Origin of the sequence: Xanthomarina sp. F1114, assembly GCF_026410255.1 — a bacterium.
GTDB lineage: Bacteria > Bacteroidota > Bacteroidia > Flavobacteriales > Flavobacteriaceae > Xanthomarina.
In genome coordinates this window covers 162,916-179,320 of record NZ_JAPMLL010000001.1, presented here as the reverse complement: position 1 = coordinate 179,320, position 16,405 = coordinate 162,916, and the positions used below count along the sequence as shown (strand labels likewise).

Here is a 16,405-nt window from a genome sequence, read left to right as displayed (position 1 = left end):
CATTTTTATTTAATTTTAATCACTTTTTTAATGTGAAGATTAAACGGTAACTTCATTTTTAATAAAGCCTAAAACACTATCAATGGAATTAGAGAAAGTTTTTAAAAACAACGAAAAATGGGTTAAAGACAAATTAGCCGTTAACTCCGAATTTTTTGAAGAATTAGGTAATGGACAAAATCCAGAATTATTATTTATTGGATGTTCTGATAGTCGCGTTGCTGCCGAAGAATTAATGGGCTTAGGTCCTGGCGATGTATTTGTACATAGAAATATTGCCAATATGGTAATTAGTATTGACCTAAATGTGATGTCTGTGGTTAATTACGCAGTAGACCATCTTGCTGTTAAAGATATTATAGTTTGTGGGCATTACGCTTGTGGAGGTGTACAAGCTGCTATGCAATCTGCCGACCTGGGAATTCTTAATCCGTGGTTACGTAATATTCGGGATGTTTACAGACTTCATAAAGAAGAATTAAGCAGTATTGAATGCGATGCTAAACGCTACGATAGATTGGTAGAGCTTAATGTTCAAGAACAATGTGTCAATTTAATTAAAACGGCTGCCGTACAAAGAGCAAATAGAGATAGAGGCTTAAAAGTACATGGTTGGGTTTTTGATGTTCATTCAGGAAAACTTATCGATTTAAAAATTGACTTTGATAAATACCTCAATGATATTATGGAAATCTATCATTTAGAATAATAAAAAAGCCACTTTTAAAGTGGCCTTTTTGTTTTGTATAATAGTGAAATTTCTTTTTTTATTCCAATAAGCTATAAACAAATTCCGGATAACCACGCACGCCTTCAGCATTAGTTAAAGCTAAAAATTGAAGTTTGTACAAATTACCGTCTGTGTCTTGTAATACATAAAACATATTGTCTTTTAAAGATGGTAAACTAGATGGTCCCCCACCATTTCTCCAAGTACCTCCAATGGTTCTTTGATCGTTAAACACAAAGTTAGAATTATCAACATCGGCTAGCGTGAAGTTTTCGTAGGTATAAGAAGTATCTTCAGTATTTAAACTATATACAGCTGCACCTCCTTTGGTGTTATGTGTTACAAAATCGCTATAACCATAAGCTCCATATCCTTCAATTTCATTAGTAAAAACGGTAAAGTTTAAATCCCATTGAGACTTTACTGGCTCCACAGATACTTCACTTTCTGTATTAAAACTAAAAAAGTTGAAATTGAAATCACTACTCTTAGTAATAGTTACTTCTTGATGTGTGCTGGTATCTAAATCGGCATATTGTAGTACATAATCGTTTCCGTTTTTTAATACACGTATTTTCATCCAACCTCTTGGGTCACCGTTTACAGCAACAGCACCATTGGCTGGCGTGGTTGTACCAACTTTATAACCTAGATTTAATAGATATACGTTGTTTTGAGAATCTGTATTAGAAATGGCTTCTATAGCTGTTCCATTTATGTTTCCACTAGGCGCATCTATAAAATTGGCAGTTTCTGCAGCAAAGGTTCCAACAGCAACTCTAGTCTGTAAATCTTGAACTTCAGGACTGCTTGAATTTACGGCATCTATGTTGTTTTCTGTTAATTTTGCCGTAGCCATATAAATAGATCCATTTATGGCTACTCTAAATTCTGATCCAGAATAGAAACCTAAATCCCAAGTATCACGCTGCACAGTTGTTGAGGTATTTGTGCTTAAATCGATATAAACTTGGTTTTGTTGGTTTGGTCCACCAACTTCTGGCGTTACTTGTGCACCTTCAATAATTACATCTATAGGTCCAGATGGTTCGTTGTTGTCATCACTACTGCAACCAAAGCTGCTAATTAGTAAAACTCCACAAAGGAGTGAGGAAAATTTGTTTGTCATAATAATTGATTTTAAATATTTAATGTATATAATAGTTTTAAGTAAAATGAACGTCCGTAGCCCAAAGTAAGATTGTCGCTACTGGCGTTATGAGATCCTGTGCTAGCATTAGAATTTCTAATATCTACAGAGGTTATGTTTAATAAGTTTCTAGCTCCAAGAGTGACTTGAAAAGCGTCTTTGAAAAAAGACTTTTTAACAGAAGCATCCAACCAGCTGTAAGCATCTAAGGTTTCTGTGCTAAAGGTGGAATTTCCATTGGCATCTGTTCCTGAAGCGACGTAATCTTCTTGTGGGCCATTATATTTATAAAGCATGGTTAAAAAAGTATCCCATTTTTTTAGATGGTAAGTGGCACTAGAATTTATTTGAAATGCATATAAAAAATCATCATTAGCATTCACTTCATTTTCTAATCCTCTTGAAACCCCTTGCAAAGTGGCACCTAAATTAAAGTTCCAGTTATTAGATTTTATAGAGTTGTTTAAAGTAAGTCCCCAAAGCCTGTAGCTATCTATATTTATGTACCGATATTGCAACGGGCTGGTGTTTACAATGGCGAGATCAATTTTATCTTTTAAAGAGATATAACTAAATTTTAATTCATTTTGAAGAGATATATCATCAAACCAACTACGTTTTTTTAAGTTAATAAAAGCGGTATATCCATTTTCTGGATTTAAGTTTTCATTTCCTCGTACATCGTGATTAGAGTCTACAAAGTAGTAATAGAGTTCTTCAAAACTTGGAGTTCTATAAGAACTACCCACATTTGCCCGAAGTTCAAATCCATGATTCATTAAATACCTGGCACTTAAAGAACCTAAAACTTTAGATTGAAATTTAGAATTGTATTCGTAACGTAATCCTGGTCTTAGAGATAGCTTTTGATTAAATCTATATTCTGCAGAACCATATGTGGATAAATTATAAATAGAATGGCTTTTAGCTAATTGGCTATAATCTCCAGTTGCTTGTGTGTCGAACCCATCTATAAATCTCGTTTCATAGCCTAACTCAAAGTTGAATTTGTCGTTTTTAATAAGATTATTTATCGTACCATTAGAGAAAAATATTTTAGTAGATTGGTAGGTTTCATCTGTTTCGTTGGTTTTCTCGTGACTTAAAATATAGTAATTGAACTTATTTAAATCGCGCTGTTGTTGTTGATATGAAAAAGATGCCTTGTAGTTGGCTCCAGAATTTAAATGTCCAGAGATATTTATGTTATTTACAAACCTGTTGGTTGTAAATATTTTGTCGGTAGCAGAAGGATTCGAAGTTTGCGAAACAATATCTATGTTAGGTCTTACTGTAGCATCATAATAGTTAAGAACTTCATGAAAATAATCAAAACGATAATTTAATTTAAACTTCTCCGACTGATAATTAATTAAAGCATTGGTATTAAATTGTGTTTTTGGTAGCCATTCGTACCCTCTTAAACCATCATTTATATAATAATCTTTTCCTTGCTTATTATCTAAATAGCCTGCAAAATGATTGCGATTAAAACCTAAGCGGCCATACCATTTTTCATTAAAATTATGAGACAGGTTTATAAGTTGAATATGTCTACCAGCATCAAACCATGCGTATTCGTCTCCAACAGTTTCTTCCTGGATGCCTCCTTGAATTTGCCAACTAGAATCAATGGATTTTTTGGTAATTATATTAATAACACCAGAAACGGCATTCGCTCCATATTCAACTCCCATAGCACCTTCAACTATTTCTATGCGTTCTATGTCGTCTAGGTTGACTTGGGTTAAATCTATGTTGTTTCCAAGGCCATTATCGCTAACTAAAGGAATATTGTCTATTAAAATATTGAAGTATTGCGCATCTAAACCAAAAAATGAGATACTAGATTTTCCAGTTTGAGAACTTGGAATAATGGTTAGATTTAAATTGAAATTCAACAAATCTGCGAGATTATTTCCGGCTTGATTTTCAATTTGTTCTTTATTTATAACAATCACATTATGAACAGATTTCTTGATGGATTGTGGATTGTATTGTCCCGTAATTACAACTTCATTAAGTTCTTCGGTCTTGGTAGAATCAACAACTGTCTCTTGTGAAAAAACTATGGGACTTAAAAAAAGTGAAAAATAAATTAGAATTTTATTTTTATTTAGACTCATTCTTGATTAAATTTGCAGCAAATATAAAATCTTATTTTAAATCAGTCTAAATAAGAATAGGTAAATTTTAAATAAATAATTCACTTAAAAAGAAAACCCTAGTAATGAAACGATTATCACTCCTCACTTTTTTATTAGTCGTAGTTATTTTTCAAACTCAAGCCCAAAACAAAAAGAAACAAGATCAAAAAGCCATAAAAGACATGTGTGGTTGCTACGAAGTGGGCTTTAATTTTACTGAAACGTTCGAGTATTCTGGAGACTCAACTTACATTCCTTCTAAAACGAAACACGATAAAGCATTAGAATGGGTAGAATTACTTCAAAATGATGCAGATAAAATTGTCATGCAACATATTTTAATTGTTGGTCGTCCAGATAGTCCACATATTGTTAAACATTGGCGTCAAGATTGGGAATTTGAAAACACAGACTTATATGTTTACGATCATGATAATAAATGGGAATATGTTAAGCTTCCAAAAAAAGATGTTAAAGGACAATGGACACAAAGAGTATTTCAAGTAGATGATAGTCCTCGTTATGAAGGTTCTGCCTCTTGGGTACATGTAGATGGAAAAAGTTATTGGGAAAATACCACGGCTGCACCTTTGGCAAGACGTGAATACACAACACGTAGTGATTATAATGTGCTAATTAGAACCAATAGACATGAAATTGTTTCTAATGGATGGATTCACGATCAAGACAACGACAAAGTAATTCGTGAAGAAGGAAAAGAAGACATGCTTCTAGCACAAGAAAAAGGTCATAATACCTATGTTAAGATTGCTGATGAAAGATGTAAAGCTGGCCAAGATTATTGGAAAAAAAATAAAGAAAAATGGGCGGTTGTTCGTGCCAAATGGGATGAGGTTTTTGCAAGAAACACAAATTTATTCCTTAAGGAGAAGGTTGATAATAAAGTAATGTTTAAATATATACTAGACGACGAAAACTATAAAACTGCTCAAGAAATCGATCCAATTATAGACGCTTTTGTAAAATCTTAATAACATGACTTACTTAAAACAATTAGTCTTGGGTTTCATTTTTATATTTGGAACCCAGATTACAGCACAAGAAAACGTGTTTTTAGATCGCAATTTTTGGGATACCAAACCAACTATTAAAGCGATTGATGCAAAAATAGAAGCCGGAAATAGTATTACGGAAGCTAATAGTAATAATTTTGATGCTGTTGTATATGCTATTTTACAAAACGCTCCTTTAAAAACCCTAAAATATATACAATCTAAACCTGGAAACGATGTTAATAAACTAACTCACGACGGAAGAACCTATATATTTTGGGCAGCTTATAAGGGGAATGTACCGTTCATGGAATATCTCTTAAAAAAAGGAGCTAAAACAGATGTAACAGACGATAAAGGTAATACCATTTTAAACTTTGCAGCTGGCTCTGGGCAACCAAATACTCAAGTGTACGATCTCTGTTTAACACATGGTGCCAACCTAGAAAAAGACCTAACTCCAAATGGCGCTAACGCGTTATTGCTTGCAGCTCCTTTTGATACAGATTTTGTGCTTATCGATTATTTTACTTCAAAAGGATTCAGCATAAATAGTGTAGATTCCGAAGGAAATGGCGTTTTTAATTATGTGGCAAAAACAGGAAACATAGATTTATTAAATAAACTGTTAGAAAGAAACATAAAAGGAAACGATCAGGCTTTTGTTTTTGCTGCTTATGGAACTCGAGGAAAAACCAACGGATTAGAGGTATATAAGTTTTTAGAAAGTACAGGTCTAAACCCTGATACTAGAACAAAGGAAGGCATTAGTCCGTTGCAAATTGTGGCAGCCAGAAATAAAGATGTGTCTATTACAAACTATTTTATAGAAAAAGGTGCAGATATTAATTTAGCCGATAAAAATGGAAATACAGCTTTAATTCATGCAGCAAGTAGAAACAACCTAGAGGTAATATCAACTTTATTAAAAGGAACTAAAGATATTAATTGGGTCAACAATAAAGGACAGTCAGCTTTAAGTCTGGCCATTGCTAATAATTCTGCTAAATCGGTTAGTTTTCTAATGGAACATAAAGCCAATGTAGAGGTTGTTGATACCAACGGAAACCATTTAGCATACTATTTATTAGATGCTTTTCCTTCAGATGACTTTCAAGAAAAAGTAAAACTTTTAAAAACACAGGGATTAGATATTAGTAAAGTTCAAGAAGATGGCAATACCTTATATCATTTAGCAGTTTCTAAAAATAATTTAGAACTCGTAAAATGGGTGTCTCAGTATAAAGTAGATATTAATGCTAAAAATAAGGAAGGCAATACAGCGCTTCATTTAGCAGCTATGAGTGCCACAGATACAGAAATTCTAAAATACCTTATAGAGCAAGGAGCAAAAAAGAAGGAACTCACAGAATTTGAAGAAACAGCCTTCGATTTAGCTTCGGAAAACGAAATTTTATTAGCGAAAAAACTAAATTTTGATTTTTTGAGTAGTTAGTTGGTTATTAGGCCTGCAAAGCAGCTATCATAAATGTTAAGCCATTTAAAGCTTTGTGGGTTTAATTTGAAGTCATGGTATTACTTAATGAATCTAATAAATCCTCAATATTAAAATGAAAATTAAACAATTTATACTTATAGCTATTGCCACATTAGGTCTTTTGTCTGTAAGTACTTTTTCTGAAACTACTAAGTACAAATGCATGATTCAAATGACTAATTATACAGGTGAAGCTGCCTATGTAATTATTTCATTGATTAATCCTCAAGGAGAATATGAAAAAACGCTTTATGTTCAAGGAGACGACGACGAGTGGTATCACGATATTTCTGATTGGTGGAACTTCTACGGAAAAAAACGTACAAATTTAGATGCAATAACTGGAGCAACAATTGCCGGAGGCGCTAGAACCATTAGTGTAATCGATATTGATGATTCTAAAATTGATGCTGGTTACAGCATTCGTTTTGAAACAGCCGTTGAAGATCAAGAGTACTACACCAAAGATGTGGAGTTCCCATTAACTACAGAAAATGTAAAAAGTAAACAGGACGGAACAGGTTTTATTCGTTATATAAGAATGATGCCTAATTAGTTTTTACTGAACAAACACAAATAAACATGACCATTTCCATTTGGAGATATAGCCATCTTGCGTTGGCTGTATCTTCTTTTGTTTTTATTCTCTTAGCATCTGTAACTGGAATAATTCTGGCATTCGAACCTGTTTCAGATAAGCTGCAACCGTATCATGTGGCAGATCTTAATGCTTTAAGTTTAGCTGAAACAGTTACTGTTTTCAAAGATAATTATCCCGAGGTTATAGAACTTCAGGTAGATGCTAACAACTTTGTTTTTGCATCGGTTATTACTAAAGAGGGCAAAAGCTTAAATGGTTACTTTAATCCAGAAACAGCACAATTTCTTGCCAATAAAAAAGAACCTTCTAAGTTTTTTCAATGGGTGACTAATTTCCATCGTTCGTTGTTTTTAAAAGGAACTGGTCGGTTTTTTGTTGGATTATGCTCCTTTATTTTGTTTTTAATAGCTGTTTCTGGGTTAGTTTTGGTTGTTAAAAGACAAGGGAGTTTCAAAAAGATATTTTCATCCGTTGTTAATGAAAATTTTAATCAATACTGGCATGTGGTTCTTGGACGTTTGTCTTTAATTCCTATTATTATCATCACCCTTACTGGAGTGTATTTATCCTTAGAAAAATTTAATGTTTTACCCAAAGTAACCACATCTCATAATGTTGATTTTGATGCTATTTATGAAACTCCAAAATTGGACTTCTTCCAGTTTCCTGTTTTTAAAGACATAAAACTGTCGCAAGTTAAAGCTGTTGAGTTTCCTTTCTCAGAAGATGTAGAAGATTACTTCACTATAGAATTAAAAGACAGAGAAATTTTGGTAAATCAGTTTACAGGAACTGTTTTAAGTGAAGAAAAATATCCATTAGTGAGCTTTTTCTCTAACTTAAGTTTAAATCTTCATACGGGTAAAGGCAGTATTATTTGGTCTTTAATCCTGGCTATTGCAAGTGTCAATATCCTATTTTTTATCTACTCTGGATTTGCTATGACTTTAAAGCGAAGGAAAGCGAAACTTAAAAATAAATATAAAAAAGATCAGGCAAAGTATATTATTTTGGTAGGCTCAGAAAACGGAAGCACAATACCGTTTGCCAATGTTTTATATAAACAATTATTGCAAGCAGGAGAGAAGGTTTATATTTCAGAATTAAATAAGTATACAACTTATAAAAAAGCCAAACACCTCATTGTTCTTACAGCCACTTATGGACAAGGAGAAGCTCCAACCAATGCTGATAAATTTTTAAAACTGCTAAAAACAACCAAACAAAACAAAAAATTAGCATTCTCTGTAGTTGGTTTTGGTTCTCTATCTTACCCAGATTTCTGTAAGTACGCTTTTGATGTTAATATTGAGCTTAACGATTATTTTAAAGAAGAATTAGCACCATTTACCATTAACGATAAATCGGTTGAAGCTTTTGAAAAATGGACACAATTGTGGGCTAAGACTCAAAGTTTAGAATTTAAAATATCTAAACAAGATTTAGTAGTAAAGCCTAAACTCTTAAAGAAACTAAAAGTTGTAAAAAGAACCGAAGTAAAAACAAACCCGGACAAGACGTTTCTAATCACCTTAAAACCTAAAAAGACATATTGTTTTAAATCTGGCGATTTGTTGGCAATATACCCCAATCACGATTATCGTGAGCGCCTATACTCTATAGGAAAAGTAAACGGGAATATGCAATTAAGTGTGAAACATTTTGAAAGAGGTTTAGGGTCAAATTACCTAAATAATTTAGAGCCTAAAACTAGGTTTAAAGCGAGAATTTTTAAAAATAGTCAGTTTTATTTCCCTAAAAAAGCATCTCAAGTTGTTATGATTGCTAATGGAACTGGAATTGGTCCATTTTTGGGAATGCTTCACGAAAATAAAAAGCAAATAGAGACTTATTTGTATTTGGGTTTAAGAACTCAGGCGTCTTTTAATCTGTATCAAAAACAAATTGAAGATTTTATTTCAGATAATAAATTAAGGAAACTGGAAGTGGCATTATCTCAAGAAACAGATAAAATCTATGTTCAAGATGCTTTATTTAAAGATGCTAAATTTATTGCAAAAGTGCTACAGAATAACGGTGTTATTATGATTTGCGGTTCTTTGGCTATGCAAAAAGACGTGTTAGGTGTTCTAGAGAAAATTTGTGCTACTTATAATAACAAACCTTTGGGGTATTATCAGAATAGGCAACAACTTAAAATGGACTGCTATTAGACGTCATGGATTTCTTCTTTAGACTCATTAAATTCTAATTCTTCAGTCTTTATAATAAACGGAAAAATTATTGGGACTACAGATTTTACTGGGTTGTAAAGCACTGTATTTTTAGTGTGTTCTTCATCTAGAAAGGGAATTGTTGTATTTAGTTTATCGAATATATTAAGGAGAATACTTAAAATTAATGTCATTTTTACCAGACCAAAAATTGCTCCAAAAACCTTATTCACAATGCCTAAAGCAGCAAAATCTGCTAACTTGGTAAGGGCTTTTCCAGCCATAGCAATAACTAAAACAATAACAATAAAGGTGATGGCAAAAGCGGTGACGTTAATAGTCTTTTCGTCCCAGTCAACTTGATTTGTCAACATTTCAGCAGCATAAAAACTAAAATGAATGGCGCCATAAATCCCGGCAATTAAAGCGATTAAAGATGCAACTTCAACAAAAAAACCTTTTAAAAAGCCTCGCACTAATCCGAGTAATAAAAAGCCTAATAAAATAATATCAATAACACCCATAATTCCGGTTTAGATTATACGCTCTCTTAGAATTATTGGGAGAACATTTGAAACTGTTTGATTCTATGTGATTCAGGGAACGAAAATAAAAAAAATTAGCATTTTACGAAATTCTTTATTTCTGTAAATATAACTTAACTTTGCGAGAATTATTTTCTAAGTTAAACTTAAAATCCTCCTGGTTTCTTCAGGATTTATAATATGTCAAGAGACGAACAATTAAAAACCCGATGGGAACTTGTGGTTAGTAAACTATCCACACAATTTGCAGATGGAGATACTTTAGATTTAGACGCAATTATCTATTTAATTGGAGTTCAAGAATTGGGGCAACTTGATAGAAAGTTCAAGAAAGACCATAAATTAGACCTTATGCATATAGCTATTTGTAGGCTTTTAGAACCTTATGGTTATTATGAATTTGACTATTTCGATGAAGATGGTTGGCCTCATTATATTACAAAAGAGCAACTACCAACCTTAAAAGCAGGCGAACAAAGTGTTTTGATGAAGGAAGCCATTGTTAGTTATTTTTTAGAATCGGAATACATAGAATAACATTTTTTTTGAGAAATTAACTGGAACTAATTTATATAGAAGCATTAGTATGATTATTTCTAAAAATCATTAAATTTGCAGTCATTTTCAACCATATCATGATAGATAAGATAAAAGTACTTATTACTGAAGCAGAGAACTTTCAAGCGCAATCCAAGGAGGAAATCGAAGCTTTTAGAATAAAATATTTAGGAAAAAAGGGTCTTTTAAACGACTTTTTTGCTGAGTTTAAAAACGTTGCTAAAGATCAGAAAAAGGATTTTGGTCAAGCAATAAACGCTTTAAAAACTACAGCAGAGAATAAGGTTAATGCATTAAAAGAAGAGCTAGAAAGCAAGGAGGAAGTAAAAGGAATTTACGGAGATTTATCTCGTCCTGGCGAACCAATTGAAATTGGAGCTCGTCACCCTATATCTATCGTTAAAAATCAGATAATTGGTATCTTTTCGCGTATTGGTTTTAATGTTAGTGAAGGGCCGGAAATTGAAGACGATTGGCATAACTTTACAGCTTTAAATTTGCCAGAATATCATCCTGCCCGAGATATGCAGGATACCTTTTTTATTCAAACAGATCCAGATATATTATTACGCACACATACCAGTTCTGTGCAAGTGCGCTATATGGAAAATAATAAACCACCTATAAGAACCATTTCTCCAGGGAGAGTTTATAGAAACGAAGCCATTTCGTCTAGATCTCATTGTTTTTTCCATCAAGTAGAAGGTTTGTATATAGATAAGAATGTAAGTTTTGCAGACTTAAAACAAACCCTTCAATATTTTACAACTGAAATGTTTGGGAAATCTAAAATTAGATTGCGTCCATCTTATTTTCCTTTTACAGAACCAAGTGCGGAGGTTGATGTGTATTGGGGTCTGGAAACAGAAGCCGATTTCCGAATTACCAAAGGAACAGGTTGGTTAGAAATTGGTGGTTGTGGAATGGTAGATCCTAATGTTTTGGAAAATTGTAATATTGATCCAAAAGAATATTCCGGATTTGCTTTTGGTGTTGGAATAGACAGAATTGCTATGCTATTGCATCAAATTAATGATATTAGACTCTTAAGCGAAAACGATGTTCGCTTTTTAGAGCAGTTTAAATCAGCCCTCTAAACCTAATTTCACAAGGGGTTTAGTGTATTTAACATTTTTTTAACTTCGCTTAGTTCGGTTAATTCCGAACTTAAGGTATCTTTGCAAATAATTCCAAAATTATGGAGAAGAAGTTATTAGAAGAAAAATATAAATTGGTTGAAAAACTGGGCGTTCATTTAGAAGGGAAAGACCATCTAGCACCAGTTGCTGCACGAATTTTAGCATATATTATTCTTACAGGAAAAGAGGGGAGTACTTTCGAAGACTTGGTGTCAAATTTATGCGCTAGTAAAAGTACTATTTCTACTCATTTAACCCATTTACAGAGCTTAGACCGAATTAGTTATTTCACTAAAACTGGAGATAGAAAAAAGTATTTCATTGTTAATTCTGCAAACTTTTTACAAAGTATTGATCATATGATTAGCGAATGGGAATCTGAAAAAAATCTTCATAAAGAAATATCAGAATATAAATTAAAGGTAAATAAATTAGATTCTACCTTAAATGAATTTGAATTCGATTTAACATTTCACGACAAATACATAGAATTTTTAAAATTAGCAATTGCATCTATTTCAGATTTAAAAACCAAAATAGTTGCTAACAACATTAAAACGCAACCCTAACATGAAAAAAAACGCATTAAACATCCTCATTCCGTGCGCCTTAGTATTAGTGCTAAGCAGCTGTGGCAATAAACAAGCAGAAAAAAAACCAGCTTATGTTATGCCATATCCAGTGGTAAAAGTTGAAAAACAAGATGTTGTTACACACGAAGATTTTCCGGCTACAATAGAAGGAAAAGTAAACAGCCAAGTTAGACCTAAGGTTTCAGGTTATATTAAAGAAGTACTTGTAAAAGAAGGTGAGTTTGTTAAACAAGGACAATCCTTATTTAGATTAGAAACTCAATCTTTAAGTCAAGATGCCAATGCTGCAAAAGCAAATGTTAATGCTGCGCAGGTTGAGGTTGATAAACTTAAACCATTAGTTGATAAAAATATTATTAGTCCAGTGCAATTGGAAACAGCAAAAGCACAATTGTTACAGGCACAAAGTAATTATAATAGTATTAACGCTAATATAGACTATGCTAATGTAAAAAGTCCAGTAGATGGAGTTGTGGGTTCTATCAATTTTAGAAAGGGAGCTTTGGTAAGTGGTCAAGATCCATTGCCACTAACTAATGTGTCTTCTATTGACGAAGTTTACGCGTATTTTTCTATAAACGAAAAAAAGTTTATTTCGTTTATGGCTGAAGCCAAAGGTGAAACTGCTAAAGAGAAATTAGAAAAATTTCCAAATGTTAAATTGCGTCTCGCCAATGGAAATATATATGATAAACCGGGAAAAATAGAAACTATTGCTGGTGATATTAATACACAAACAGGAACAATAACTTTTAGAGCTAGATTCGATAATAAAGCGGGTTTACTTAGAAATGGTAGTAGTGGTACTATCTTAATTCCAAGAGAATATCACGATGTCATTGTTATTCCTGCCGAATCAACTTTTGAAAGACAAGGAAAGACCTTTGTTTATACCATAGTTAACGATTCATTAGTAGATAAGCCTGTTGCTATTTTAAAGAATGCTAATCGCTTATATATTATAGATAACGGAATTGAAGTAGGAGAAACTATTTTAGCTAGAGGCCTTAATAAAGTAGGACCTGGAACAAAAATTCAACCAATTGTAAAACCGTTAGATAGTATTATTAACTCTTTCCAGACTGTCTTTAAATAAAATTAATTATGATACAAAAATTTATTGAAAGGCCTGTATTATCTACAGTAATCTCCATTATTATAGTTATTTTGGGGGTTCTGGGGCTATCGCAATTACCGGTTACACAATATCCAGATATTGCACCGCCAACTGTTAAAGTTACAGCTAGTTACCCTGGTGCAAACGCAGAAACCATTCTAGAAAGTGTGGTGGTTCCTATTGAAGAACAAATAAACGGGGTAGAAGGTATGACCTATATTACCTCTACAGCTAGTAACTCTGGTAGTGCCTCTATTGAAGTGTTTTTTGAACAAGGTTACGATGCGGATATTGCTGCTGTAAACGTTCAGAATAGAGTAGCAAGAGCAAATGCTTTATTACCTGCCGAAGTTATCCGTGCAGGAGTAATTACACAAAAACAACAAAACTCCGCTTTATTATTTGCTGCTATATATTCTACAAATCCAGAATATAACGATACGTATATACAGAACTATTTAAATATTAATATTAAGCCAGAAATACAACGTATTAACGGTGTAGGAGCCATGAACGTTTTTGGTGCTAAGGATTATTCCATGCGTATTTGGTTAGATCCAACTAAAATGGCAGCCTATAAAATAGAACCAAGAGAGGTTACTCAAGCTATAAACGAACAAAGTTTGGAAGCAGCTGCAGGATCTTTCGGTCAGAATGCTGGAGAGTCGTTTGAGTATGTTGTAAAATATAAAGGCCGTTATAAGGAAGCTAAAGAATATGAAGATATTGTAATAAAAGCTTTAGGTAACGGACAATTTTTAAGAGTTAAGGATGTTGCAAAAGTAGAATTAGACGCGTTCTCTTATTCCTCTATCTCAAAAACAAATGGTAATTCAGCAGTTAACTTTGGGGTTTTTCAAACTCCAGGTTCTAATGCTCAAGAAATTATTGAAGATATTTACGTAAAACTGGACGAGCTTAAAAAAGATTTTCCAGAAGGTATGGATTACTTAGTAAACTACGATACCAATAAGTTTTTAACAGCTTCCATTGATAAAGTGGTACATACCCTGTTAGAGGCCTTTTTACTAGTTTTCTTGGTAGTATTTATTTTCTTACAAGATTTTAGATCTACATTAATTCCAGCAATTGCTGTTCCTGTATCTATTATTGGTACTTTCTTTTTCCTAAATGTGTTAGGCTATTCTATTAACTTATTAACGCTATTTGCATTAATTCTAGCCATTGGTATTGTGGTAGATGATGCCATTGTAGTAGTAGAAGCTGTTCATGCCAAACTGGAAGGTGGCTACAAAGATGCTAAAAAAGCATCCATTTCTGCCATGAGCGAAATTACAGGTGCTATTATCTCAATTACTTTAGTAATGATGGCCGTATTTATTCCAATTACTTTTATTAAGGGACCTTCAGGGGTTTTCTATGAGCAATTTGGAGTTACTTTAATGATTGCAATTTTTATCTCGGCAATTAACGCCTTAACATTAACACCGGCTTTATGTGCTATTTTCTTAAAACCTCATAAGGAGCATGATGGTAAAGAAGTAAAAAAGAGATCTCTATTACAGCGTTTTTACGATGCCTTTAATGCAGGATTTAATGCAACAACATCAAAATACGCACAATCTGTAGGCTTTTTGATAAAGCATAAATGGATTACCATAATAATTTTGGGGCTTAGTGTTTTTGGAATTATAGGATTGAATAAAATTATTCCAACAGGATTTGTGCCTTCAGAAGATAGAGGGATTGTGTTTATGAATGCCGAGTTACCTCCAGGTTCATCATTAGACCGTACATTCGAAGTGAATGAAGAATTAGAAAAAGCCGTTAAAGAAATTGAAGGTATTAAAGGAGCTTCTTTTATTAGTGGGCAGAACTTTTTCTCAGGACAAGGTAGTTCTAACGCCATGGGCTTTATTATTCTAGATGATTGGGATAAGCGAGAGACAGAAGCAACTTCTGTAAATGGAATTATTGGTCAGTTGTTTCAAAAAGCTGCTATGATCCCTGAAGCTAATATTATCTTTTTTACACCACCTAGCGTACCTGGTTTTGGTAGTGCAGATGGTTTTGAAATGAGATTGATGGATAGAAATGCTAGACCTTTAACAGAGCTAGATGATACTGCAAACGATTTTGTTAAACTGTTAAACCAACAACCTGAAATTGCATATGCATCCAATTCATTTAGTACTAACTTCCCACAATTGCAATTAGATATTAATGTAGAGAGAGCAAAAGAAGCTGGGGTTTCAACTAGCGCTATTTTATCAGCTTTACAAGGCTATATTGGTGGTAATTATGTGGCAGATTTTAGCCGCTTTGGAAAACAATTTAGAGTGTTTATGCAGGCTTTACCTGAAGATAGAGTTGACGAAGAAAGTTTAAATAGCATGTTTATAAAAACACCTAGTGGAGAAATGACACCAATCTCACAATACGTGTCGTTTGAACGTGTATACGGTCCACAAACTGTTAATCGTTTTAACCTATTTAATGCGGTTACGGTTAATGGATCTGCAACTCCTGGATTTAGTTCTGGAGATGCTATTAAAACTATAGATCAATTGGCAGCAAATAATTTACCAGAGGGTTACCAAGTGGCTTATTCTGGTATTACCAGAGAAGAAATTGCTTCTGCAGGACAATCAACAGTCATATTTATGATTAGTATCTTGTTTGTATATTTCTTATTAGCTGCACAATATGAAAGTTATTTATTGCCTTTGGTTATTATCTTATCATTACCAATTGGGGTTGCTGGAGCTTATTTAACAACCTATTTAACGGGACTGGAAAATAATATATACTTCCAAATTGCTTTAATTATGCTTTTAGGTTTATTAGCCAAAAATGCCATTTTAATTGTGGAGTTTGCAGTTCAACGCCGACAACACGGCTTGTCGTTAGTCAACGCTGCCATCGATGGTGCTAAAGTAAGATTACGTCCTATTTTAATGACATCCTTTGCTTTTATTCTGGGTATTACCCCATTAGTATTGGCAAAAGGAGTAGGAGCAGTTGGTAACAATTCTATTGGTACAGGAGCAGTTGGCGGATTATTAGTTGGAACTGTTGTTGGAGTTTTTGTAATTCCAGTATTATTTGTTGTTTTCCAATGGTTACAAGAAAAAGTTAGTGGTACACCAGAAATAGTAAATCAAGATATAAAAGAATAA

The 16,405-nt window shown here is 33.1% G+C and carries 13 protein-coding genes; 10 read left to right on the top strand and 3 right to left on the bottom strand.

Annotation, left to right across the window (positions count from 1 at the left end; translation table 11 throughout):
- Nucleotides 1–82 precede the first annotated feature (82 nt).
- The gene (locus OS188_RS00735) at nt 83–709 is read left to right on the top strand and encodes a carbonic anhydrase (RefSeq protein WP_267146892.1); all 627 of its coding nucleotides are present in this window, start codon (nt 83–85) and stop codon (nt 707–709) included.
- Nucleotides 710–767: 58 nt separating this feature from the next.
- On the opposite strand, the gene OS188_RS00730 is transcribed toward OS188_RS00735, so the two are convergent.
- Nucleotides 768–1,859 (bottom strand): HmuY family protein, encoded by a 1,092-nt coding sequence (locus OS188_RS00730; protein ID WP_267146891.1) that lies wholly within the window; start codon nt 1,857–1,859, stop codon nt 768–770.
- Between the two features lie 11 nt (nt 1,860–1,870).
- Nucleotides 1,871–4,006 carry a TonB-dependent receptor plug domain-containing protein gene (locus OS188_RS00725; protein ID WP_267146890.1) on the bottom strand — a complete coding sequence of 712 codons (2,136 nt, stop codon included), beginning with the start codon at nt 4,004–4,006 and terminating at the stop codon, nt 1,871–1,873.
- 104 nt (nt 4,007–4,110) lie between these two features.
- Here OS188_RS00725 and OS188_RS00720 point away from each other — a divergent pair, with 104 nt between their 5' ends.
- From OS188_RS00720 to OS188_RS00705, 4 genes are all read left to right on the top strand, one after another.
- Complete coding sequence (locus OS188_RS00720; protein WP_267146889.1) at nt 4,111–5,019, top strand: DUF6607 family protein; 909 nt, start codon at nt 4,111–4,113, stop codon at nt 5,017–5,019.
- 4 nt (nt 5,020–5,023) lie between these two features.
- Nucleotides 5,024–6,496 (top strand): ankyrin repeat domain-containing protein, encoded by a 1,473-nt coding sequence (locus OS188_RS00715; protein WP_267146888.1) that lies wholly within the window; start codon nt 5,024–5,026, stop codon nt 6,494–6,496.
- A gap of 115 nt (nt 6,497–6,611) precedes the next feature.
- Nucleotides 6,612–7,094: a DUF2271 domain-containing protein gene (locus OS188_RS00710; RefSeq protein ID WP_267146887.1), complete on the top strand. Its 483-nt coding sequence runs from the start codon at nt 6,612–6,614 to the stop codon at nt 7,092–7,094.
- A 26-nt stretch (nt 7,095–7,120) separates the two neighbouring features.
- Complete coding sequence (locus OS188_RS00705; protein WP_267146886.1) at nt 7,121–9,313, top strand: PepSY domain-containing protein; 2,193 nt, start codon at nt 7,121–7,123, stop codon at nt 9,311–9,313.
- On the opposite strand, the gene OS188_RS00700 is transcribed toward OS188_RS00705, so the two are convergent.
- On the bottom strand, nt 9,310–9,837 hold the full coding sequence (locus tag OS188_RS00700) for a CvpA family protein (RefSeq protein ID WP_267146885.1): 528 nt from the start codon (nt 9,835–9,837) through the stop codon (nt 9,310–9,312). The two genes, OS188_RS00705 and OS188_RS00700, sit on opposite strands and share 4 nt — an antisense overlap.
- A gap of 201 nt (nt 9,838–10,038) precedes the next feature.
- On the opposite strand from OS188_RS00700, the gene OS188_RS00695 reads away from it, so the two are divergent.
- The 5 genes from OS188_RS00695 (at nt 10,039) to OS188_RS00675 (ending at nt 16,405) form a co-directional block, all read left to right on the top strand.
- Entirely contained in the window at nt 10,039–10,395 is a 357-nt protein-coding gene (locus tag OS188_RS00695) for a hypothetical protein (RefSeq protein WP_267146884.1), read from the top strand.
- Between the two features lie 98 nt (nt 10,396–10,493).
- Nucleotides 10,494–11,513: a phenylalanine--tRNA ligase subunit alpha gene (gene pheS / locus OS188_RS00690; protein ID WP_267146883.1), complete on the top strand. Its 1,020-nt coding sequence runs from the start codon at nt 10,494–10,496 to the stop codon at nt 11,511–11,513.
- Nucleotides 11,514–11,614: 101 nt separating this feature from the next.
- Nucleotides 11,615–12,124, top strand: a complete 510-nt coding sequence (locus tag OS188_RS00685; protein WP_267146882.1) for a GbsR/MarR family transcriptional regulator — start codon at nt 11,615–11,617, stop codon at nt 12,122–12,124.
- A 1-nt stretch (nt 12,125) separates the two neighbouring features.
- A complete protein-coding gene (locus OS188_RS00680) occupies nt 12,126–13,244 on the top strand; it encodes an efflux RND transporter periplasmic adaptor subunit (protein ID WP_267146881.1) in 1,119 nt (372 codons plus the stop codon).
- 8 nt (nt 13,245–13,252) lie between these two features.
- Nucleotides 13,253–16,405 (top strand): efflux RND transporter permease subunit, encoded by a 3,153-nt coding sequence (locus OS188_RS00675; RefSeq protein WP_267146880.1) that lies wholly within the window; start codon nt 13,253–13,255, stop codon nt 16,403–16,405.

Bases quoted from the DNA above. Each gene is read 5' to 3' on its own strand.
- OS188_RS00725 (WP_267146890.1), bottom strand. From the start codon at position 4,006: ATGAGTCTAAATAAAAATAAAATTCTAATTTATTTTTCACTTTTTTTA.
- OS188_RS00685 (WP_267146882.1), top strand. From the start codon at position 11,615: ATGGAGAAGAAGTTATTAGAAGAAAAATATAAATTGGTTGAAAAACTG.
- OS188_RS00700 (WP_267146885.1), bottom strand. From the start codon at position 9,837: ATGGGTGTTATTGATATTATTTTATTAGGCTTTTTATTACTCGGATTA.
- pheS (WP_267146883.1), top strand. From the start codon at position 10,494: ATGATAGATAAGATAAAAGTACTTATTACTGAAGCAGAGAACTTTCAA.
- OS188_RS00675 (WP_267146880.1), top strand. From the start codon at position 13,253: ATGATACAAAAATTTATTGAAAGGCCTGTATTATCTACAGTAATCTCC.
- OS188_RS00730 (WP_267146891.1), bottom strand. From the start codon at position 1,859: ATGACAAACAAATTTTCCTCACTCCTTTGTGGAGTTTTACTAATTAGC.
- OS188_RS00710 (WP_267146887.1), top strand. From the start codon at position 6,612: ATGAAAATTAAACAATTTATACTTATAGCTATTGCCACATTAGGTCTT.
- OS188_RS00680 (WP_267146881.1), top strand. From the start codon at position 12,126: ATGAAAAAAAACGCATTAAACATCCTCATTCCGTGCGCCTTAGTATTA.
- OS188_RS00715 (WP_267146888.1), top strand. From the start codon at position 5,024: ATGACTTACTTAAAACAATTAGTCTTGGGTTTCATTTTTATATTTGGA.
- OS188_RS00705 (WP_267146886.1), top strand. From the start codon at position 7,121: ATGACCATTTCCATTTGGAGATATAGCCATCTTGCGTTGGCTGTATCT.
- OS188_RS00720 (WP_267146889.1), top strand. From the start codon at position 4,111: ATGAAACGATTATCACTCCTCACTTTTTTATTAGTCGTAGTTATTTTT.
- OS188_RS00695 (WP_267146884.1), top strand. From the start codon at position 10,039: ATGTCAAGAGACGAACAATTAAAAACCCGATGGGAACTTGTGGTTAGT.
- OS188_RS00735 (WP_267146892.1), top strand. From the start codon at position 83: ATGGAATTAGAGAAAGTTTTTAAAAACAACGAAAAATGGGTTAAAGAC.